Below are 21742 nucleotides of genomic sequence, written 5' to 3'. Positions count from 1 at the left end.
GCGCGACGGCAGACACACACGGACGAACAACGTGCTTCTGGTCACATTCTGTCGCCGTCCCGCATGTCCGGGCCGCCCCTCCAGGCTGGGGTAATCCCGGCACATCGGCCACTCTCGTTGACACCCTCACCACCCGGATGGTGGGCTCGACGCCACCCCGACGCCGCAGCCGGGGTGGCGGGCTACGAGGGGGAACCGTGCGACTCGGGCGTGGAAAAGGAGCGACCGTACTCGCGTTCGCCGTGGTCGCGAGCGCGTTCGGCACGGCTCCCGTGGCTGTCGCGGCGACTCACGGTCCGGCGGCCTCCGCGGACGACCGGGAGCCCACCGGGAGCGGAGTGCCCGCCGTCTGGCCCCGCCCCCAGTCGCTGCGCGCGAACGGCGCTCCGGTCCTGGTCACGGACGAGGTCGTCCTGGTCACCGGCACGACGTATCCGGCGGCATCCGGCCCGCCCGGCCCGTTCGGCAGCGTGCCCTCCGGCTCGCCGGCCGGCTCGTACCCCCCCGGCACCCCTCTCACCCCGTACGCCCCCGGCGTGAGCATCGACCCGCGTGCCTCGGACGCCGAGCTCGACCCGTACGCCCTCGAAGCGTTGCGCGCACTGCTGCGGCAAGCCGGCGCCCGTACGTTCACGACGGCGCGCGACGGTGACGCGCTCCCGGCGCACGCCCTGGTGGTGCGCATGGGCACGGAACCGGCGAACACCGTTCGGCAGGGCGTGAGTTCCTTCGTCGGCGCGCGCGCCGCGTCGGGCTCCCTGGAGCGGGCGCTCACGGCGCTCGGCGCCGCGCCCCGCGCCGATCTCCCCTCCGGCGGCTACCGGCTGGCCGTCGGCCGCACCGACGGCCGCGACACCGTCGCCCTCGCGGGAGTGGGCGAGGACGGCCTGTACCACGCGGTGCAGACATTGCGTCAGCTCCTCGGCGCCGACGGCCGGATCGCCGGTGCCGTCGTCCGGGACTGGCCCGGCACCGCCGTGCGCGGCACCACCGAGGGGTTCTACGGCAGCCCCTGGACCCCCGAACAGCGCCTTGAGCAGCTGGACTTCATGGGCCGGACCAAGCAGAACCGCTATGTCTACGCGCCCGGCGACGACCTCTTCCGGCAGGCGCGCTGGCGCGAGCCGTACCCGGCCGGGGAGCGCGCCCACTTCCGGGACCTGGCGGAGCGGGCGCGCCGCAATCACGTCACGCTGACCTGGACGGTGGCCCCCGGACAGGCGATGTGCTTCGCCTCGGACGCCGATGTGAAGGCGCTGACGCGCAAGCTCGACGCCATGTGGGCGCTCGGGTTCCGGGCCTTCCAACTGCAGTTCCAGGACGTCAGTTACACCGAATGGCACTGCGGGGCGGACGCGGACGCGTTCGGCTCCGGCTCCGAGGCGGCGGCGAAGGCGCAGGCGCGGGTGGCGAACGCCGTGGCCCGGCATCTCGCCGACCGCCACCCGGACGTGGCCGCGTTGTCCCTGATGCCGACGGAGTACTACGAGGACGGTTCGACCGACTACCGGCGACAGCTGGCGAGCGCCCTGGACAGGCGTGTCGAGGTCGCGTGGACGGGTGTCGGTGTCGTGCCGAAGACGATCACGGGCGGTGAACTGGCCCGTACCCGCGCGGTGTTCGGCAGCCACCCGCTCGTCACCATGGACAACTACCCCGTCAACGACTACGCGCAGGACCGGGTGTTCCTCGGCCCCTATCAGGGGCGCGAGCCGGCGGTGGCCTCGGGCTCGGCGGCCCTGCTGGCCAACGCGATGCCCCAGGCCGAGGCCTCCCGCATCCCGCTGTTCACCGCGGCCGACTACGCCTGGAACCCGCGGGACTACCGGCCCCAGGAGTCCTGGGGAGCGGCGATCGAGGACCTCGCGGACGGCGACGCCCGGAGCGCGGACGCGCTCCGCGCGCTGGCCGGGAACGACGCGTCCTCCGTTCTGGGCGGCGAGGAGTCGGCGTATCTGCGCCCGCTCATGGAGGCCTTCTGGCAGGCGCGGACGACCACGGACCGGGCCGCGAACGAGAGCGCGGCCGAGCGGCTGCGCGCCGCGTTCACGGTGATGCGCGAGACTCCGAAACGGCTGGCGGGGCGCCCGATCGCCACCGAAGTGCAGCCCTGGACCGAGCAGTTGGCGCGCTACGGCGAGGCCGGCGAGACGGCCGTCACGCTGCTGAGCGCCCAGTCGAGCGGTGACGCGACGGCGGCGTGGACGGCGTACCGCACGCTGAACCGGCTGCGCGCCGAGCTCGCGGCGAGCGGGGTGACGGTCGGCAAGGGCGTGCTCGACCCGTTCCTCACGCGGGCCCGCACGGCGTACGAGAGGTGGGCGGGCCTCGACAACGAGCCCTCCGCGGGCCACGACATCCCGAAGGACCCCGGAGCTGCGGGGGACGGCGGCACGAGGACCGGCGACGACGCGACGGCGGACGACGGACGCGCGGACGGCGGCAGCCCCGCGGACAACGGTGGTGCCGGCCAGGGCGACCAGCGGCAGGACGGCGGCACGCCGGGGGACGGCACCGGGCAGGACGGCCGCGTCGTCCTCCTCCCGCGCCCCCGCACCCTCACCGCCGTGAGCGTGCTCACCGACCCCGATACGACGGGTTTCGTCGAGGCGCACGTCCCGGGCGAGGGCTGGCGGTACCTCGGTGCGCTCGCGGCCGGGGGCGCGACGGAGGTCGGCGCGGCGGGCGTGCGCGCGGACGCGCTCCGGGTCAGCGGTCCCGCGCCCTCGCAGGTCCACCATCTCGTGCCCTGGTTCGCGGACTCCCCCGCCGCGGCACTGGAACTGGCCCGCTCCACGACGGACGTGGAGATCGGCGGCACGCAGCGGATCACGGCCCGGCTGACGTCGCTGCGCCCCACCGACGTCAGCGGTGAACTGACCGCGCGGGCCCCGAAGGGCATCGAGGTCAAGGTCTCGCGGCCTTCGCCGACCCTTTCCCGCGGCGCCGTCGTCGACAGCCTCGTCGAGGTCACGGTCCCGCCGGGGACGCCGTCGGGCACGTACGACGTCACGGTCGCCTTCGGCTCGCAGACCCGCACCCTGACGGTCCGCGCCTTCCCGCGCACGGCGGGCCCCGACCTGGCCCTCACCGGCACGGCCTCCTCGTCCGGCGACGAGACCTCCGACTTCCCGGCTGCGGCGGCCAACGACGGTGATCCGGGGACCCGTTGGTCCTCCCCGGTCGACAACGGCGCCTGGTGGCAGGTGCAGTTCGCCGAGCCGGTGCGTCTCGGCCGGCTCGTGCTGAGCTGGCAGGACGCGCACCCGTCCGCATACCGCGTCCAGGTCTCCGCCGACGGACGCGTCTGGCGCACGGCGACGACCGTGAACGACGGCCGCGGCGGCCAGGAGTCCCTGCGCTTCGACGAACGCGACGTCCGCTACGTGCGCGTCCAGGGGATCCATCGGGCGACGCGGTACGGATACTCACTGTGGTCGGCGCAGGCGTACGCGGTCGCGGAGGCGGCCGGCGGGCAGGAATCCGCCGCACCGTGAACCGGCGGGGCCGAAGCGGTCGACAGACGGGGTGTGAGACTGTTCCGCCCCCGCGGGGGCCCCCGGGACGACGACACGGACGCGGCGCTGCTGCGGGCCGTCTCGGACGGAGACTCGGCGGCGATGGCCGCACTGTACGACCGGCATGCCGGCCGACTGCACGCACGGCTGACGAGACGCTGCGCCGACCCCGAGTCCGACGGCAACGCCATCGAACGCGGTGACACGACGGCGCTGCGCGGCCACCGCGCGGCGACGGGGCCGGCCGATGAAACACCCGCCTCCAGCCGGGCGGAGACCGTCCGGCGCACACCCCCGCCCGGGCCGGCGCCGCCCCGCGCACGAACCCGACCGGCACCGACCCGGACACGAACCCGAACGGCGCCACCGAGCCCGGCCCGGACGGCCGGCGGTTCCGCTCCCTCGCCCTGTACTCCCGCTCGCGCGGCATCCCGACGACCCTCGCCGCCCTGGCCTGTGCCGCGCTGCTCACCGTGTGGATGGCGAGCCGTCCGGACGCCTACCTCGACCCGTACCGCAGGGTGCCGCTGGTCGCGCTCGCCCCGCTGCTGGCCGCGGCGGCGACCGGTGCGAGCCTCCACTCGTACACCCGCGAGCTGGACGACACGGCCGTACGCCGCTGGTGGCCCCGGCGCCTGGCCCACCTGCTGTTCCTCAGCGCCCTCGCGGCGGCGCTGCTGGCGCTCGCCGTGCCCGGACACGCGCAGGAGTTCGGCGCGGCGGCGATGGTCCGCAACACGCTGGGGGCCATCGGCATCACGGCGGGCGGCGCGGTGCTGATCGGCGCCCGGCTGAGCTGGATGCCGACGACGCTGTACTTCAGCGCCGTGTGCCTCTCGGCCTCCTCGCCCCGTGTGAACAAGGCAACAGTCGTGGGCTGGCTCATCCAGCCGGGTCCGCAGCACGGCGCCTGGGCCGCCGGTGTCGCACTCTTCGTCGTCGGGACGGCACTCTGCGCAGCCCGCGGGGCCCGTCCCGAAGGACCCCGCCTCTGAGACGGGGTCGCACGGGCCGGGCCTCGTGAGCCAACACAAAGGCCCGGATCGTCAGGCTGAAATGCCGTCGATCCGGGCCATGGCGTCGTCCGCGCCGTACGGTTGGAGGTAGGGCATCCAGCGTGGGTCCCTGTGCCCCGTTCCGATGATGCGCCATGCGAGCCCCGTCGGCGGGGCGGGTTTGTGGCGCAGGCGCCAGCCGATCTCGACCAGGTGGCGGTCGGCCTTGGTGTGGTTGCAGCGGCGGCAGGACGCCACCACATTGTCCCAGGCGTGCTGACCTCCGCGGGAGCGCGGGATGACGTGGTCGACGCTGGTTGCGACGCCACCGCAGTACATGCACCGGCCGCCGTCACGGGCGAACAGAGCTCGCCTGGTCAGCGGGACGGGCCCTCGGTAGGGAACCCGTACGAACCTCTTCAGCCGGACCACGCTGGGTGCGGGGACAGTAACGGTCGCGCTGTGCATGAAGGCGCCGGATTCCTCGAGAGAGACGGCTTTGTTCTCAAGGACGAGGACGAGCGCGCGGTGGAGCGGTACGACGCCGAGCGGCTCGTACGACGCGTTGAGGACCAGGACGTGCGGCACGGATGCCTCCTTGTACGCCGGCGGCGCGTGGCTCGCGCCGGGACGATCTGTAGCCAGTCTCTCCTCATGCCTGGTGGAAGCGCCACCATGTCCCGGTAACGGGCTGGGAGTGTTTTCGACCACACCCCCTTCATCCCCAGGTGAGCACGGTCTCTCCCCTGAGCATGGCAACGAGCCTCGCGCGTTGCCCCGTTAGGGTTGTGGTTCTGCCCGAACGGCACCCCTCTTGTGTCCACGGCCGCGGGCAGACCGCTACGCCTGGAGGTACCTGCTGTGTCCCTGCCCGTCCTATTGGCCCTGGCCGCCGGTTCGACCCCGTCGCCGTCCCCCTCGGCGTCGACCGGTCCGGTGACCCCCACGCTTCAGGACGCCCAGGAAAGTGCGACCCACGCGGCGAGCTGGGTCGAGGAGAACTGGTCGACCTGGCTGGCCATAAGTCTGCGTGTACTGCTGATCCTGGTGGTCGCCGCCGTACTGAGAGTGTTCGTGCGGCGGGCGATCACCAAGCTCATCGACCGGATGAGCCGCACCGCGGAGGCCGTCGACGGCACCACGCTCGGCGGCCTGCTGGTCAACGTGGAGCGCCGTCGGCAGCGCTCCCAGGCCATAGGGTCGGTGCTGCGCTCGGTCGCGTCCTTCCTGATCATGGGTACGGCCGCGCTGATGATCCTCGGCACGTTCGAGATCAATCTGGCCCCGCTGCTCGCCTCGGCGGGTGTGGCCGGTGTCGCGATCGGTTTCGGCGCCCGCAACCTGGTCACCGACTTCCTCTCCGGCGTCTTCATGATCCTCGAGGACCAGTACGGCGTCGGCGACGTGATCGACGCGGGCGTCGCCTCCGGCGAGGTCATAGAGGTGGGCCTGCGCGTGACCAAGCTGCGCGGCGACAACGGCGAGATCTGGTACGTCCGCAACGGCGAGGTCAAGCGGATCGGCAACCTCTCCCAGGGCTGGGCCACGGCCGGTGTGGACGTCACGGTCCGCGCCTCGGAGGACCTGGACCACGTCCGGTCCGTGATCGGCGACGTCGCCGAGACCATCAGCAAGGAAGAGCCCTGGAACGAGCGCCTGTGGGGCCCGATCGAGATCCTGGGCCTGGACAGCGTCCTCCTCGACTCCATGGTGGTCCGCGTCTCGGCCAAGACGATGCCCGGCAAGGCCATGTCCGTGGAGCGCGAGCTGCGCTGGCGCATCAAGCGCGCCTTCGACGCGGCGGACATCCGCATCGTGGGCGGGCCCACGGCACCGGTGGACGAGGAGCCCCTCGACCCGACGTCCGCGGTGGCGGCCCCGTCCGCACTGGGGAACCCGGCTTCCCCCCAGTCGGAAGCGACGGCCCCCATCCCGGCCCCCGGCTCGGTCCCGGCTCCGTCGGGCGCGCCGAAGTAGGCCGACTGCAGGCACGAGGCCGGGACAGCACCGGCTGTACGTGAGAGGGGGCGGCACCCGGGTTTTCGGGGCGCCGCCCCTTCGTCCATGCGAGCGGGCCCGCAACCCTCGGCGGGCGGCACCGCGGGTGACGTAGGGGAAACACCAGCCCGAGGAACGGTTTCAGCACTCTCGTTCGAGTGAACGTCGGGGCATCCGGCGGCGTGAGGGCGCCGGGTGCCCCATCGTTCTGCAGGGGCGCCCAGCGCGGGCTTGGCCTGGCACCAGCGTGACAAGCACACCGAGCGATGAGCGCGGAACCGATCATGGAGCCGGTGATGACGCACGTGGACCCCATCGACCTGATGATCGCGATCGAAGAGGCGTCGCCGATGCCGATTCGGCCCGAGTATGTCGAGGGGACGGTCATCGCGCCGGCGCAGCCGAACGACACGCACAACGACGGCGCCTTCAAGCTCGCGGTCCAGTTCTTCAATGCCGGGTTCGAGCTGGCGGGCATGGGCAACGGCTACCGTGCGGCCCACAAGGACGGCAGCACCATGGCCCTGCTCATTCCGGACTTCTATGTCCGGCGCCGCCCGGCCTCCGAACTCGACGAGTCGTACCGCAAGGTACACAAAGGCTGGTATCCAGCCGACATGATCGCCTTGGTCGGCGAAGTGACCTCGACCAACCACTGGGCGGACACCGGCCCGAAGCTCCGCACCTACGCTGCCGCCGGCATCCCCGTCTACGTCTTGATCAACCGCGACATCGGGACAGCCCACTGCTACGCGGACCCCGTCCTCCCCGGGGACGACCCCGCCGAGGCCTACTACAGCGCCGATACAAAGGTGGACCTGGGCGGCCCGCTCCCCCTCCCGGCCCCTTACCCCGCCCTGGACACGACGCCCTTCCTCAGCGACTGAGCGGACGACACGTCAGCCCGCACGCCTCCTGGACCGAGGGCTCGTTGCCGGGGTCCACGCCAAAGGCCAGGGAGTCACTTGTGCGGCCCCGGAGCGAGGTCGTCACGCTGTCGTAAGAAGTGGAACCCGTGACGGTGATGGCGGAGCACCTCGGCCGCCTGGGCGCAGTTCACCATGTCAGGACCCGGCTCGGCCGTCAGCCGGACCGCTCGCGACCCGTCGCGAAGAACTTTCCCACATAGGCGCCGGCAGGCAAGTCGCTCTCCCGCATGAGCGAGAAGACCTCGGCCCCCTCCTCCGGCATCCCGTACATCCGGAACGACTCGGCGAAGCCGGTGTACTCGGTACCGTCCAGTCCCTCGCAGTACTCAACGGCCTCGGCCTCCGCGCGGGTGATGGCCTCGTCCGAGGAGCGGGCGGTCCACAGCGTCACCCGCTCCTCGTAGACGCCCAGCCGACGATCGCGGAACACACACCGGACGCCGTACCAGGACAGGTCATCCACGAGCGGTCCCCGACTGCAGCCCGGTGGCGCCGGCTATCTGGCACACCGCTGCGAACGAGGACCCCTTGCCCAGTCCGGCCACCCCCAGGAGTCCCTCACCGTCCCGGACGTCGAGGACGACGTCTCCCGAGGGCTCGTCGAAGGACATCGATCCCCGGACGGACTGCTTGCCGCGCCCTGGACGCCACCGGAAGTGGATCTCGTGGCCCTTCCCGGCGACGAGGAACGCCCGCTCCGAGGCCAGCAGTTCCTCGCGTACCCGCTCCTGCCGCCCGTCCGAGAACGGCACCGGGCGCAGTACGTGCGTCTGCCGCGCCTCCAGCGCGTCGGCGGAGAGGGCGATGCCGGCCGCACCGGCCCGCCGCCGCAGCGACCACACCCCGAAGGCCGCCGGCCCGAGCGACAGGATTCCCCACATCAGGGGCTTGAAGACCACGGTCTCGGTCACGGATTTCCACGTGAACGTGAAACCGTCGTTCACGAAGTCGAGGACCGTCAGGGTGAGCGCCGGTGCCACACATTTGGCCGCGGCCGCGCGCCAGCACGCCATCAACAGCTTCATGAGTGAGCCCCCGGGCAGACCATGTCGTAGGCCTCGCGGAACCACTTGCCCTTGTCCGGCACGATCCCGCACTTCATCGAGGCCCCGCTGTTCCCGTACCACGAGGTGAGGGTGCCGTAGACCGGTGTGACGGTGGCGCCGTTGGTGCCTGAGCAGTCGAGGGCGAAGCTCGCGTCGACGACTCCGACTCCCGCGGCCTCGACGAATCGCCCGGGATGCCCGAGGAAGTCGACACGGCCGAGCTCCTCCTTCTCCAGCCGGGCGGACGTCGATGTCCCGGGCCTCTTGAAGGTCGGCGAGTCGTACCCGAGCCGCTTCTCCAGCGAGGCGAGGACGCGCCGTGCCGGCACACCGGTACCGCCCGCCTCGATACGGGACGTCACGGTCCGCACGTGGTGGGGCGCGAGCTCGACCCACCCGGGTTTCCGGCCGTCCTCCACCGTCACGAGCTGCGACACGGCGATCAGCTTCCTGCCCACCGTCACCTCGCCCCACCGTATGGCGGCCTTGGAGCAGTCCGGCGAGGCACTGGAGGTCGCGGGCGCCACCCGGGAGCGTTTCCCCGGGACCGAACGAGTCGCGCCGTCACCGCCCCCGCAGGACACGACGAAGACCGCGACCAGACACGTCGCCACGGCCCACACCGAACGGTTCGCTTTCATGCGGCGGATCATAAGAAGGAGATCTTGTGACGGTGACGGCGGAGCACCTGGGCCACCGTCACCCGCACCGCGAAGTTCCCCCGTTCAAGGGGGCGGATCGCCACAATGTCCCGCACTCCACCCCACCACACACGGGTCGATCGTGACGAAGCCGTGATGGGTGGGGCCGCCCCGCCGCCGACGTGCCGGAATCACCCCCACCGCCTGCCACGCGCACGGGCCCGGACGCGATCCCCTTCACACGACCCCCGCATTCCGGCCGCATTTTTCAAGGTCTACTGTCGCCCCAACAGCAGGCCCTTGTTCTGGAGCTCAACGCCCGGGGGCCCGCCTCGAATGTGGGGAAATCCATGCGCAAGTACGCCATAGGCGCCGTCGTTTCCGGCGCCCTGGCCCTGTCCGCCCTGGCCGTGCCGTCCGCTTCGGCCGCCACGCCGGACCTCACCTTCTCCAACGTGGTGGTCAACAACGGCAAGGCGATCGTCGTCGGCACCGCCGCCACGGTGAACGTCCCGGTCAAGTACACCCTGGTCCGCCCGGCCGACCTCGTCCTCGACGGCTTGGCGAACGACGCGGGCATCGCTCTGTACCGTGGGCCGTCGCTCGCGAAGCTGCAGAACGAGATGGAGTCGGACGAAGCCGCGAAGTGCACCACGACGGCCACGACGGCCGCGACGGTCATCGCCTCCTGCACCGAGGTCATCTCCATCGCACCCCAGGACTACTTCTTCGAGGCGGCGGACGCCGGTACCTGGAAGGTGGCCGCGTTCTACGGCCGCTCCACCTCGTCCACCGACGACGACGGCAACCACATCAGCTTCAACTTCGGCTACGACATGTGGGGCCTCCCCGGCACCGCGCAGGTCAAGCGCGCCGCCAAGCTCACCACCAACGCCACCCCCGAGCCGGTGAAGAAGGGCAGCACCCTCACCGTCAAGGGCGCGCTGACCCGCGCCGACTGGGCGACCACCAAGTACGCGGGCTACACGGGCCAGCCGGTCGCCCTCCAGTTCAAGGCCAAGGGCGCGACGGCCTACAAGACCGTCAAGACGGTGACGTCCGGCACGGCGGGCGCGCTGACCACCACGGTCAAGGCCTCGGCCGACGGCACGTACCGCTACACGTTCGCGGGCACGACCACCACGGGTACCGCCACGGCCACGGGCGACTACGTCGACGTGAAGTAACCGGGCCGGGCCCTCCTCGGACTCACCCCAGCACCCGCAGCACCCGCAGCACCCCAAGCCGCCCCCGCCGCAGACGAGTTCGTCCGCGGCGGGGGCGGCTTCGCGTTTTCCCGCCGCCGCCACCGCCGCCCGCCCCCTGCCCCTGACCCCGCCCCCCAGGTAACGACTCTGTTGCCTAGGAGGCGGTTTCTCTTGACGCCTCCGCCCAGTCCGGCCTACTTTCCTCGCACCAGCAATAGGAAACTTTCCTAACAATGATCTTGCGGTGGACTTCCCGAAGGCACCCCTGGGACACTGGTCGGCCAAGAAGGGCAGGTGGCGACAGACATGGCAGGATCCGCCGGTACGCCGGGCACTCCCCGCGTTCTGCGCGCGATGAACGACCGCGCCGCCCTCGATCTGCTGCTCGCGCACGGACCGCTCTCGCGAACCCGGATCGGGAAGCTGACCGGGCTGTCCAAGCCCACCGCCTCGCAGCTCCTCGCCCGGCTGGAAGCCGCCGGGCTCGTCCTGGCCACCGGCACGAGCGAGGGACGGCCGGGCCCCAGTGCCCAGCTGTACGAGGTCAATCCGGGCGCCGCCCACGCGGCGGGCCTGGACGTCACCCCCGAGCGCATCCTCGCCGCCGTCGCCGACGTCACCGGCCGGACGGTCGGCGAGTACGAACTGCCCACCCCGGGCCGCCGCCAGTCGCAGCCCGTCGTACGCCAGGTCACCGACGCCCTCGACGGCGCGGTGAAGGCGGCCGGGCTCGCCCGCGACGACGTCCGCCGCCTGGTCATCGGCACCCCCGGCGCCTTCGACCCCAACACCGGCCGGCTGCGCTACGCCTCGCACCTGCCCGGCTGGCACTCACCCACCCTCCTCGACGAGCTCGCGGCGGCGCTGCCGATGCCCGTCGAGTACGAGAACGACGTCAACCTCGTCGCCATCGCGGAGCAGCGGCTCGGTGCCGCCCGGGGGCACGAGGACTTCGTCCTGCTGTGGAACGAGGGCGGCCTCGGCGCCGCGCTCGTGCTCGGCGGCCGGCTGCACCGCGGCTGGACCGGCGGCGCGGGCGAGGTCGGCTTCCTGCCGGTGCCCGGCGCGCCCCTGGTGCGCCAGGTGACCCGGGCCAACAGCGGTGGCTACCAGGAGCTGGCCGGTTCGCAGGCCATCCCCAAGCTGGCGCGCGAGCTCGGCATCAAGGACCTGCCCACGGGCCCGTACGCCGAGGTCGCGGCCACCGTGGTCGAACGGGCCGCCGTCGTCGACGAGGGCCCCTACCGGCAGCTCCTGGAGACGTACGCGACCGGGCTCGCCACCGGTCTGGCCTCCCTGGTCTCCGTGCTCGACCCCGAGCTGGTCGTCCTCAGCGGAGCTTCGCTCACCGCGGGCGGGGAACCGCTGCGCGCCCTGGTCCAGGCCGAGCTGGAGGAGCTGGCCGCGTCCCGGCCGCGCCTCGTCGTCGGCGACGTACACGAACACCCCGTACTGCGCGGCGCGTTGGAAAGTGCCCTGGCAGCCACCCGCGACGAGGTCTTCGACACCTCCCGCTGAACCCGCCCCCAAGCCCGCAACTCCTCCGTCCCGCCCCGTCCTTCGCAGGGAGATCTCGCCATGCCCGGAATATCCCGAAAGGCGGCTGTCGCGCTCGCCGCTTCCGCCTCGATAGCCCTCCTCGCCACCGCCTGTACCGGCCAGTCCGACGCGGGCGGAAGCGATGACGCCTCCAAGGAGCAGACGATCAACTTCTGGCACGGCTGGAGCGCGCCGAACGAGGTCAAGGCCGTGCAGTCGCTGGTCGCGGGCTTCGAGAAGGCGCACCCCAACATCCATGTGAACGTCGTCGGCAACATGACCGACGACAAGATCAACCAGGCGTTGCGCGCGGGCGGCGACAAGGGTCCCGACGTGGTCTCCTCCTTCACCACCAACAACGTGGGCAAGTTCTGCTCGTCCGGCGCCTTCGTCGATCTGAACCCCTTCTTCAAGAAGGCCGACATCGACCCCGAGACGACGTTCCCGAAGACGATGAACGAGTACACCCAGTTCGACGGCAACCGCTGCACGGTGCCGCTGCTCGGTGACGCGTACGGGCTCTACTACAACAAGGACGCGTTCGAGAAGGCCGGGATCAGCAGCCCTCCGAAGACGTGGTCGGAGTTCGAGGCGGACGCCAAGAAGCTCACGATCTCCAAGGGCGACTCGTACTCCCAGCTCGGCTTCATGCCGGACTACCACGGCTGGGAGTCCACCACCGAGCACTACTTCGGGCAGTTCTCGCCGACGTACTTCGACAGCAGCGGCAAGTCGAACATCGCCAAGGACCCCGCTTTCACTGCCGGGTTCACCCTCCAGAAGAAACTCGTCGACGAACTCGGCGGCTTCAAGAAACTGGAGACCTACCGTTCCAAGCTCGGTGACGAATGGGGCCGCAAGCACCCCTTCCACACCGGTCAGGTCGCCATGCAACTGGACGGCGAATGGCGGCTCGGGATGGCCGAGGAGGCCAAGCCGGGCTTCGAGATCGGCGTCGCCCCGCTGCCCGTCCCGGACGACCGGGCGGACCAGTACGGCAAGGGCTACATCACCGGCACCATCGCGGGCATCGCGGCCACCAGCAAGAAGCGGAAGGCGGCCTGGGAGCTGGTGAAGTACATGACCACGGACACGGACGCGGTGGTCGGTTTCGCCAACGACATCCACAACGTGCCCTCGACGCTCGCGGCCCTCAAGTCGCCCAAGCTGAAGTACGACCCTCGGTTCAAGACGTTCCTGGACATCGCCTCGAACCCGAACTCGACGACGACTCCGGCGTCCATCAACGGCGGCACCTACCTCGTGACGATCCAGCAGTTCGGATACGACTACGAGAGCGGCAAGTCGAAGGATCTGAAGGCGGGTCTGGAATCCACCGCCAACCAGATCGACACGGACATCGCGCAGGCGAAGTAGCCGCACGCCGATGAGTACTGTCACGCTGGCTTCGAAGCGCCGCCGTTCGGCGCTGCGGACCCTCGCCTTCATGTCGCCCTGGCTGATCGGTTTCGCGGTCTTCTTCGCCTACCCGCTGATCTCGACCGTCTACTTCTCCTTCATGCACTACGACGGCTTCAAGCCGCCGACGTGGAGCGGAACGAAGAACTGGACGTACGTCTTCGAGAACTACCCCTTGTTCTGGCCCGCGTTGCGCAACACCCTGTGGCTGGTCCTCGTCATGGTGACCCTGCGGGTGCTGTTCGGGCTCGGCGTCGGACTGCTGATCACGAAGATCAGGACGGGCACGGGTGTCTTCCGCACCCTCTTCTACCTGCCCTACCTCGCCCCGCCGGTGGCGGCCACCATGGCCTTCGCCTTCCTCCTCAACCCCGGTACGGGGCCGGTCAACTCGCTCCTGGACAAGGCCGGCATCTCGGCTCCGGGCTGGTTCAACGACCCCGCCTGGTCCAAGCCGGCCCTGACCCTGCTGGCCCTGTGGGGCATCGGCGACCTGATGGTCATCTTCATGGCCGCGCTGCTCGACGTGCCGACGGAGCAGTACGAAGCCGCCGAGCTGGACGGGGCCTCGGCGTGGCAGCGCTTCCGCTACGTGACGCTGCCGAACATCTCGCCGATCGTGATGTTCGCCGTGGTCACCGGCGTGATCCAGACCATGCAGTACTACACGCAGCCGCTGATCGCGGGGAAGGTCGCCTCGGGCGTCATCCAGGGCGCCGGTACGCAGTTCGAGCCCGGCTATCCCGACAAGTCGACGCTCACCCTGCCGCAGCTCGTCTACAACCTCGGTTTCCAGCGCTTCGACTACGGCTCCGCCTGTGTGGTCGCGCTCGTGCTGTTCGCCCTGTCCATGGTGTTCACCGCGTTCCTGATGCGGCGCCGGGGCGGTCTCATCCAGGCAGGTGACTGACCGATGACTCAAGTACTCGACAAGCCGGTGGAGTTGGCCGCACAGGTCTCCCCCGCCGAGCGCACCGCCCGCCGCAAGGCCCTCCTGGAGTGGGTCGCGATCCACTCCCTCGGCGTCGCGGCCGCCCTGTTCTTCGTGCTGCCCTTCGTGTTCGTGTTCCTGACCTCGCTGATGAGCGACAGCCAGGCACTCAGCCGCGATCTGATCCCGCACACCTGGGAGTGGGGCAACTACAAGAAGGTCTTCGACACCCCCGGCTTCCTCACCTGGTGGAAGAACACCCTGCTGTACGCGGGCTTCGGCACCGTGCTGACCGTCGTCTCGTCGATCCCGGTCGCCTACGCGCTCGCCAAGTTCCGCTTCCGCGGCCGGAATCTGTCGCTGATGCTGGTCATCTCGATGATGATGCTGCCGCCGCAGGTCGTGATCATCCCGATGTACCTGTTCTGGGCGAAGCAGCTGGACCTGTCCGGCACGCTGTGGCCGCTGATCATCCCGATGGCGTTCGGGGACGCGTTCTCCATCTTCCTGCTGCGCCAGTTCCTGATGACCATCCCGAACGAGTACCTGGACGCGGCCAAGGTGGACGGGTGCGGGGACCTGCGGACGCTGCTGAAGGTCGTCCTGCCGATGGCGAAGCCCGGCATCGCGGCCGTCGCGCTCTTCCAGTTCTTCTACGCCTGGAACGACTACTTCGGCCCGCAGATCTACGCGTCCGAGAACCAGAGCGCCTGGACCCTGTCGTACGGCCTGGAGTCGTTCAAGGGCGCGCACCACACCGACTGGAATCTCACCATGGCCGCGACCGTGCTGGTCATGGCCCCAGTGATCCTCGTGTTCTTCTTCGCGCAGAAGGCGTTCGTCGAGGGTGTCACGCTCACCGGAGTGAAGGGCTAACCATGAAGCTCACCGTGGTCGGCGGAGGGTCGACCTACACCCCCGAACTCATCGACGGTTTCGCGCGGCTCAGGGACACCCTGCCCGTCGAGGAGCTGGTCCTGGTCGACCCGGCCGCCGAACGCCTGGAGCTGGTGGGGGGCCTGGCCCGCCGGATCTTCGCCAAGCAGGGCCACCCGGGCCGGATCGTCACCACGTCCGACCTGGACGCGGGCGTGGAAGGCGCCGACGCGGTGCTCCTCCAGCTGCGTGTCGGCGGTCAGGCGGCCCGCCGGCAGGACGAGACCTGGCCGCTGGAGTGCGGCTGCGTCGGACAGGAGACGACGGGCGCGGGCGGCCTGGCCAAGGCGCTGCGCACGGTTCCGGTGGTGCTGGACATCGCGGAGCGGGTCCGCCGGGCCAACCCGGACGCGTGGATCATCGACTTCACCAACCCGGTGGGCATCGTGACGCGCGCCCTCCTCCAGGCGGGCCACAAGACGGTCGGGCTGTGCAACGTGGCGATCGGCTTCCAGCGGAAGTTCGCCGGACTGCTCGGGGTCTCCCCCGCCGAGGTGCATCTCGACCATGTGGGCCTCAACCACCTCACCTGGGAGACCGGTGTGCGCCTGGGCGGTCCCGAGGGCGAGAACGTCCTGCCGAAGCTGCTCGCCGAGCACGGCGCCGCCGTCGCCGAGGACCTGCGCCTGCCGCGCGCCCTGGTCGAGAGCCTCGGCGTGGTCCCCTCGTACTACCTGCGCTACTTCTACGCGCACGACGAGGTCGTCCGGGAGCTGCGCACCAAGCCCTCCCGGGCCGCCGAAGTCGCGGAGATGGAGCGGCAGTTGCTGACGATGTACGGCGACCCCGCGCTCGACGAGAAGCCGGAGCTGCTCGCCAGGCGGGGCGGCGCGTACTACTCCGAGGCGGCCGTCGATCTCGCCGCCGCGCTGCTCGGCGGGGGCGGCAGCCCCTACCAGGTGGTGAACACGTACAACCGGGGAACCCTGCCGTTCCTGCCGGACGACGCGGTGATCGAGGTGCAGGCCGCGGTCAACTCCAAGGGGCCCGCGCCGCTGCCGGTGCCGGCCGTGGACCCGTTGTACGCGGGTCTCATGGCGAACGTGACCGCGTACGAGGACCTCGCGCTGGAAGCCGCGCTGCGCGGCGGGCGCGACCGGGTCTTCCGGGCGCTGCTCGCGCACCCCCTCATCGGCCAGTACGCCTACGCCGACACCCTGACCGACCAGCTGATCGCGCACAACCGGGAGCACCTCGCGTGGGCATGACGTCAACGGAATCCGGCGCCGGGACGGCCGCCGAATCCCGGCCCGCGGACGCCGGGTCCGGCCCCTCGGGCCTCGTACTGGCCATCGACGCGGGGAACAGCAAGACCGACGTCGCCGTGGTGGCCGCGGACGGCCGGGTGACCGGCACCGCGCGCGGGGGCGGGTTCCGGCCCCCGGCGGTCGGCGTCGAGACAGCGGTGGACGCGGTCGCCGACGCCGTGCGGCGGGCCTTCGCCGAGGCGGGCGTCACCTCGGTCGACCATGTCTCCGCCTGCCTCGCCAACGCCGATCTGCCCGTGGAGGAGGAGCAGTTGGCGGCCGCGCTGCACGCACGGGCGTGGGGCGCGGGGGTGGAGGTGCGCAACGACACCTTCGCGATCCTGCGGGCCGGGATCGCCGAGCCGCGCGGTGTCGCCGTCGTCTGCGGGGCCGGCATCAACTGCGTCGGCATGCGGCCCGACGGCCGCACCGCCCGTTTCCCCGCCATCGGCCGTATCTCCGGTGACTGGGGCGGCGGCTGGGGCCTGGCGGAGGAGGCCCTGTGGCACGCGGCGCGGGCCGAGGACGGCCGGGGCGGACCGACCGCGCTGGCCCGCACCCTGCCCGCGCACTTCGGCCTGGACTCCATGTACGCGCTCATCGAGGCCCTGCACCTGGAGCACATCGGCAACGCGCGGCGCCACGAGCTGACCCCGGTCCTGTTCGCCACGGCGGTGGACGGCGATCCGGTGGCCCGCGCACTCGTCGACCGGCTCGCGGACGAGGTGGTCGCGATGGCGACGGTGGCCCTGACCCGCCTCGGTCTCCTGGCCGAGGAGACCCCGGTCCTCCTCGGCGGCAGCATCCTCGCCGCCCGCCATCCCCAGCTCGACGACCGCATCCACGAACTCCTGGCCGCCCGTGCGCCCAAGGCGGTCCCCCGGGTGGTCACGGCCCCGCCGGTGCTGGGGGCGGCGCTCCTGGGCCTGGACCACGTACGGGCCCAGGACGAGATCCACGCGCGGGTGCGGGCGTTCTACGAACGGGGCTGAGGAGGCCTGCGGGGCGGGGCTGAGGAGGCCCGCGGGGCGAGTGACGCCGGTACGGACGTACGACTGCTCCCTAACCGCCATGACCTGGCGCGAAGGGGCGGGAACCAAACAGAACCGGAACACGTGTTCATGGGAAGGGGGGTGGCGCGGGGAAATCGTGCTGCGCCGTGATCCGAACAAGATCCAGGCAAGGCCTGTGCGGATGCCGGTCCCGGCGGCGATACTTGCCGCCGTGCACGTACGCCGGTAGGCCACGCATCCGCGTCCGCGGCGAGCGTGACCGACCGGATGACCATGGGGGAGGTCAAACAGTGACACACCCGCCGAAGGGCAGCGCGGCGCCACCGGGGCGGGGCGCGCCCCCGATGCCGGCCGTGCCGGCACAGTCCGGGCCTCCCGGGCCGCCGGGCGGATCCCCCGTGCCGCAGGCCGGGTTCGGCACCCCGCAGAGCGTCCCCCCGGCTCCCGGCGCCCCGCCACGGCGTACGGCGTGGGCGGAGGGTGTGGACCGGCTGCGGGCCGCGGCGACGACGGAGCCGGGGCGGCTGCGGATCATCGGCGCCTTCCTCGCCCTGCTGGTCGTCGCGTTCGGCACGGTCACCGCCTGGCAGATGACGGAGCGTTCGGCCGCCGCGGACAACGTGCTGCACAGCAGCCAGCCGCTGAGTGCGAGCGCGGCGGACATCTACCGCTCGCTCGCCGACGCCAACACCGCGGCCTCCAGCGGCTTCCTCGCGGGCGGCCAGGAGACGAAGGCCTCCCGCGACCGCTACGAGGAGGACATCAGGACAGCGGCCGCGAAGCTGATCACCGCGGCCAACAGCTCGGATCCCGGCTCCCCTTCGGCCAAGACCATCACCCAGCTGAACGAGCTGCTGCCCGAGTACAAGGGCCTGATCGAGCGGGCCCGCGCCAACAACCGGCAGGGCTACCCGCTGGGTGGCGCGTATCTGCGGTACGCGAACGACAAGATGCAGCACGACATGCTCCCCAAGGCCGAGCAGCTCTACAACCGGGAGAACCAGCGGCTGAACGCCGACTACGCGGAGTCCAAGCCCTACCCGTGGCCCGCGATCGCCCTCGGTCTCGTCGCGCTCGGCGCCCTCGCCTGGGCCCAGCGGCGCAACTACCGCCTTACGAACCGGGTGCTGAACCAGGGGATGGCCGCCGCCACCGCGGCGTCCGTGGTCGTCCTGCTGTGGCTCACCGTCGGGCACACGGTCGCCCGGTCCGGGCTGAACGAGTCCTACGACCACGGCGTCCGTTCCCTGAACGTGCTGCACGACGCCCAGATCGCCTCCCTGAAGGCCCGCGGCAACGAGAACCTCACCCTGGTCAGCCGGGGCGCCGAGACCAAGACCCTGGCCGACGGCAAGACGACCGTGGACCTGTACGACTACAGCTTCGACCAGGACATGAAGACGCTCACCAAGGGCCTCGCGGTGGCGGCGGACCTCGCGGACGACCAGTCGGGCGAGAAACCCGTACAGGCCGCGACCGCCAACATGACGGAATGGAAGCTGCGTCACAAGGAGGCCCGCAAGGCCGACAACGACGGCCAGTACCAGCTCGCGCTGGACCGGGTCATCGGATCCGCCGACAAGAAGCCCACGGGCGACTGCTTCGACGGCGTCGACAAGAACCTGAAGCTCGCGCTGACGCACGAGCAGAGCGAGTTCCGGCGGGCGGCGAGCAACGGCCTGGGCGCCATGACCGGCCTCCCGGTCGGTGCCGCGGTCCTCGCGGTGCTGGCCGCGGCGGGCGCGGTGCTCGGCATCGGGCGCAGGCTTTCGGAGTACCGGTGAGAGGGGGAGCGGCGATGATCGCACGACGTCTGAGGGCGAGCCTGAAGGGCTGGGGCGGCGTGGGCGCGATGGCCGTCGCCTGCGCGACGGCCCTGGTCCTCGCACTGCTGCTGCCGAACTCCGCGCGCGGGGACGGCGGCACGGCCATGGGAGGGCAGGGCCTGGCCCATGGCGCCCAGGCCAAGGCCGCCAACTGCAGCGACCCGCAGAACCAGAGCCTCGCCCCTTCGGACGCGGACGGGACGACGATCGACGCCATCAAGAACCGCAAGGACCGGCGGCTGATCGTCGGCGTCGACCAGAACAGCTACCACTGGGGCTACCGCGACCCGAACAACCCGAAGGCCGGCAGCGACCTGGAGGGCTTCGACATCGACCTGGTCCACGCGATCGCCAAGGACATCCTGGGCGATGCGAACGCCGTCCAGTTCCGGGCCGTCCCGACCAGCCAGCGCATCCCCGCGATCCAGAGCGGCAAGGTCGACATGGTGGTGCGCACCATGACGATCACCTGTGAGCGTCTGAAGCAGGTCGCGTTCTCCGCGCCCTACTTCAAGACCGGCCAGCAAGTGCTGGCCCCGACGAAGTCGGGCATCACGGGGTACGACAAGACCCTCGCCGAGAAGAGGATCTGCTCGGCGAAGACCTCCACCGCGTACGACCAGCTGACGGCGGACCGGGACGCTGGCACGCTCGCCCCCTCCGCCATCATCGCCCCGCCCGTGCCCAACCAGCTCGACTGTCTGGTGCGCCTCCAGCTCGGCGAGGTCGACGCGGTGGTGACCGACGGCGCGCTCGCCGCGAGCCAGGCCGCCCAGGACCCCACGGTCGAGCTCAAGGGCGGCCCCTTCACCACCGAGTACTACGGCGTGGCGATGAAACAGGGTTCCGAGGATCTGGTACGCCGGGTCAACCGGATACTCGCGGACTACCGCAAGGACGGCTGGCAGAAGTCGTACGACCACTGGCTCGCTCCGACCCTCGGCGCGAACTCCCCCTCCGAGAACCCGCCCGTCGCCCAGTACAAGCGACCGACCTGATACCACTGGAGAGTTGACCGGCCGCTCACACCGAGCGCGCGGGAAACGCACGAGAACGAGAGGTGATCGATGGGCGTCACGGGACCCCCCGGGCCGGTGATGGACCGGGACGAGGCGGACCGTGCGCTGGCGCGCCTCGGCGCGGAGCACGAGGCCATCGAGACCTCGCTCCTCGCCCTGCAGGACCACGCGGGCCGCAGACTCCTGGAAGGCGCCGAACTCACCGGCACGACCAAGGAGCGCTGGGCGTCCGCGGAGGCGTCGATCACCTTGTTGTGGGCCTACTTCGACGCGTACACGGACGCGCTGCGCTCCGCGCGCGAGATCCGGTCCCGCAGACGCTGGTCCAGCCGTGAGGACCTGGTCGAACTGACCGAGCTGCTGCGCGGTTCGGGCATCACGGTCGCCGGTTCCACCACGGCCACCGCGAACGCGCCGACCCTGGCCGGCACCGGCAAGCTCAGCGAGCGGTTCACGCTGGCCGCGCTGGTGGACCGGATGAACGAGCTGTACGCGACCTCGCTCGACATGGTCGTCACCGCGGACGCCGTGTGGTCCGCGCTGCCCGCCCGGATAGATTTACTGGCCGCGGAGCTCCAGCGCACCCGCGCACTCGCGCACTCCGTGGGCGTGCGCCCCGGGGAGCACCCGTCGGGCGACGACCTGGAGCGGATCACCCGGACGCTGACCACCCTGCGCGAGCGGGTGGTCTCCGACCCGCTGGCCTTCTGGGTTCCCGCGCAAGGGAGTTCGGCCCCGGGCGGCGGCCGCCCCGACACCAAGGCGTACGACCGTGAGGCGCGCGCCCTGGAGGAGGTGCGCCGGGAGATCGACGCGGTGCTCACCGTGCGGCAGGACGCGGAGGCGCGGCTGGTGAAGCTGCGGGACGTGCTCAGCCGCGCGGACCGCACGCTCGCCGAGGCGCGCAGTGCCCGCGGCGAGGTGCTCGCGAAGATCGCCGCGTCCGAGGTACCGGCCGTCAGCGGTCCGCCGACGGTGTTGCAGGAGCAGCTGGCGACGGCCGCGGAGTACCGCAGGCACGCGCAGTGGCACCGGCTGTCTCCGCTTCTGGAGGCGCTGGAGGAGAAGGCGGAGTACGAACTCCTGCGCGCCCGCGAGTCGTTGACGGCGGTCACCCAGCCGCTGGCGGTCCGTGCGGAGCTGCGCGGCCGTCTCGACGCGTACAAGGCGAAGGTCGCCCGGCACGGCTTCGCCGAGGACCCGTTCCTGGTGGAACGCTACGACGCGGCCCGGCGCATGCTGTGGAGCGCTCCCTGTGATCTGCGGGTGGCGGAGGAGGCGGTGCTGCGCTATCAGCGGGCGGCCGCCGAACTGCTGAGCCCGCAGGTGCCCGAGCAGGGCGGGCCTCATGACCGTGCGGACCGGAGGGGGCCCGACGCGTGAGCGTTGAAGGGGATGCGGCGTGAGTGAGCAGCCGGTGAGTGAACAGAAGTGCGCGCGGCCCGGTTGCGAGGGGTCGTACGAGGACATGGGCGGC

At 71.1% G+C, this 21742-nt stretch carries 18 protein-coding genes; 14 read left to right on the top strand and 4 right to left on the bottom strand.

The features are described 5' to 3' along the window. Nucleotides 1–197: 197 nt before the first annotated feature. Nucleotides 198–3497 (top strand): beta-N-acetylglucosaminidase domain-containing protein, encoded by a 3300-nt coding sequence (locus tag ACFYR3_RS28165; RefSeq protein WP_389284981.1) that lies wholly within the window; start codon nt 198–200, stop codon nt 3495–3497. Between the two features lie 500 nt (nt 3498–3997). After that, complete coding sequence (locus ACFYR3_RS28160; RefSeq protein ID WP_355855845.1) at nt 3998–4513, top strand: hypothetical protein; 516 nt, start codon at nt 3998–4000, stop codon at nt 4511–4513. Between the two features lie 51 nt (nt 4514–4564). Here the strand turns inward: ACFYR3_RS28160 and ACFYR3_RS28155 are convergent, their stop codons facing one another. Beyond that, nucleotides 4565–5101 carry an HNH endonuclease gene (locus tag ACFYR3_RS28155; protein WP_326787747.1) on the bottom strand — a complete coding sequence of 179 codons (537 nt, stop codon included), beginning with the start codon at nt 5099–5101 and terminating at the stop codon, nt 4565–4567. A 273-nt stretch (nt 5102–5374) separates the two neighbouring features. Between ACFYR3_RS28155 and ACFYR3_RS28150 the strand changes: the two genes are divergently transcribed. After that, nucleotides 5375–6490, top strand: a complete 1116-nt coding sequence (locus ACFYR3_RS28150) for a mechanosensitive ion channel domain-containing protein (RefSeq protein ID WP_355855842.1) — start codon at nt 5375–5377, stop codon at nt 6488–6490. Nucleotides 6491–6777: 287 nt separating this feature from the next. Then, nucleotides 6778–7398, top strand: a complete 621-nt coding sequence (locus tag ACFYR3_RS28145; RefSeq protein WP_389284980.1) for a Uma2 family endonuclease — start codon at nt 6778–6780, stop codon at nt 7396–7398. Between the two features lie 196 nt (nt 7399–7594). On the opposite strand, the gene ACFYR3_RS28140 is transcribed toward ACFYR3_RS28145, so the two are convergent. From ACFYR3_RS28140 to ACFYR3_RS28130, 3 genes are read right to left on the bottom strand one after another with little or no spacing between them, the layout of a single operon-like run. Then, complete coding sequence (locus ACFYR3_RS28140) at nt 7595–7903, bottom strand: hypothetical protein (protein WP_389284979.1); 309 nt, start codon at nt 7901–7903, stop codon at nt 7595–7597. Continuing rightward, entirely contained in the window at nt 7896–8465 is a 570-nt protein-coding gene (locus ACFYR3_RS28135) for a hypothetical protein (protein WP_355855834.1), read from the bottom strand. Before ACFYR3_RS28135 ends, ACFYR3_RS28140 begins: the two co-directional genes overlap by 8 nt. After that, nucleotides 8462–9127 carry a hypothetical protein gene (locus ACFYR3_RS28130; RefSeq protein ID WP_389284978.1) on the bottom strand — a complete coding sequence of 222 codons (666 nt, stop codon included), beginning with the start codon at nt 9125–9127 and terminating at the stop codon, nt 8462–8464. The genes ACFYR3_RS28135 and ACFYR3_RS28130 overlap by 4 nt, the downstream gene beginning before the upstream one ends. Before the next feature lie 350 nt (nt 9128–9477). Here ACFYR3_RS28130 and ACFYR3_RS28125 point away from each other — a divergent pair, with 350 nt between their 5' ends. The 10 genes from ACFYR3_RS28125 (at nt 9478) to ACFYR3_RS28080 (ending at nt 21648) form a co-directional block, all read left to right on the top strand. Further along, nucleotides 9478–10314 carry a hypothetical protein gene (locus ACFYR3_RS28125; protein ID WP_355855828.1) on the top strand — a complete coding sequence of 279 codons (837 nt, stop codon included), beginning with the start codon at nt 9478–9480 and terminating at the stop codon, nt 10312–10314. Nucleotides 10315–10641: 327 nt separating this feature from the next. Further along, the gene (locus ACFYR3_RS28120; RefSeq protein WP_389284977.1) at nt 10642–11853 is read left to right on the top strand and encodes an ROK family transcriptional regulator; all 1212 of its coding nucleotides are present in this window, start codon (nt 10642–10644) and stop codon (nt 11851–11853) included. A gap of 60 nt (nt 11854–11913) precedes the next feature. Then, nucleotides 11914–13251, top strand: a complete 1338-nt coding sequence (locus ACFYR3_RS28115; RefSeq protein WP_389284976.1) for an ABC transporter substrate-binding protein — start codon at nt 11914–11916, stop codon at nt 13249–13251. Between the two features lie 10 nt (nt 13252–13261). After that, on the top strand, nt 13262–14203 hold the full coding sequence (locus ACFYR3_RS28110; protein ID WP_355855819.1) for a sugar ABC transporter permease: 942 nt from the start codon (nt 13262–13264) through the stop codon (nt 14201–14203). Between the two features lie 3 nt (nt 14204–14206). After that, on the top strand, nt 14207–15100 hold the full coding sequence (locus ACFYR3_RS28105; protein WP_355855816.1) for a carbohydrate ABC transporter permease: 894 nt from the start codon (nt 14207–14209) through the stop codon (nt 15098–15100). Between the two features lie 2 nt (nt 15101–15102). Continuing rightward, nucleotides 15103–16368 (top strand): 6-phospho-beta-glucosidase, encoded by a 1266-nt coding sequence (locus tag ACFYR3_RS28100; RefSeq protein ID WP_389284975.1) that lies wholly within the window; start codon nt 15103–15105, stop codon nt 16366–16368. After that, nucleotides 16365–17399 (top strand): BadF/BadG/BcrA/BcrD ATPase family protein, encoded by a 1035-nt coding sequence (locus ACFYR3_RS28095; RefSeq protein WP_355855810.1) that lies wholly within the window; start codon nt 16365–16367, stop codon nt 17397–17399. Before ACFYR3_RS28100 ends, ACFYR3_RS28095 begins: the two co-directional genes overlap by 4 nt. A 365-nt stretch (nt 17400–17764) precedes the next feature. Further along, a complete protein-coding gene (locus ACFYR3_RS28090; RefSeq protein ID WP_389284991.1) occupies nt 17765–19204 on the top strand; it encodes a hypothetical protein in 1440 nt (479 codons plus the stop codon). 14 nt (nt 19205–19218) lie between these two features. Beyond that, nucleotides 19219–20244: a glutamate ABC transporter substrate-binding protein gene (locus tag ACFYR3_RS28085; protein WP_389284974.1), complete on the top strand. Its 1026-nt coding sequence runs from the start codon at nt 19219–19221 to the stop codon at nt 20242–20244. A gap of 69 nt (nt 20245–20313) precedes the next feature. After that, complete coding sequence (locus tag ACFYR3_RS28080) at nt 20314–21648, top strand: hypothetical protein (RefSeq protein WP_355855801.1); 1335 nt, start codon at nt 20314–20316, stop codon at nt 21646–21648. The last annotated feature ends 94 nt before the right edge of the window (nt 21649–21742 follow it).

Origin of the sequence: Streptomyces sp. NPDC005784, from assembly GCF_042871525.1 — a bacterium.
GTDB lineage: Bacteria > Actinomycetota > Actinomycetes > Streptomycetales > Streptomycetaceae > Streptomyces.
The sequence above is the reverse complement of the archived record's forward strand: the minus strand, read 5'-3'. Positions and strand labels throughout refer to the sequence as shown.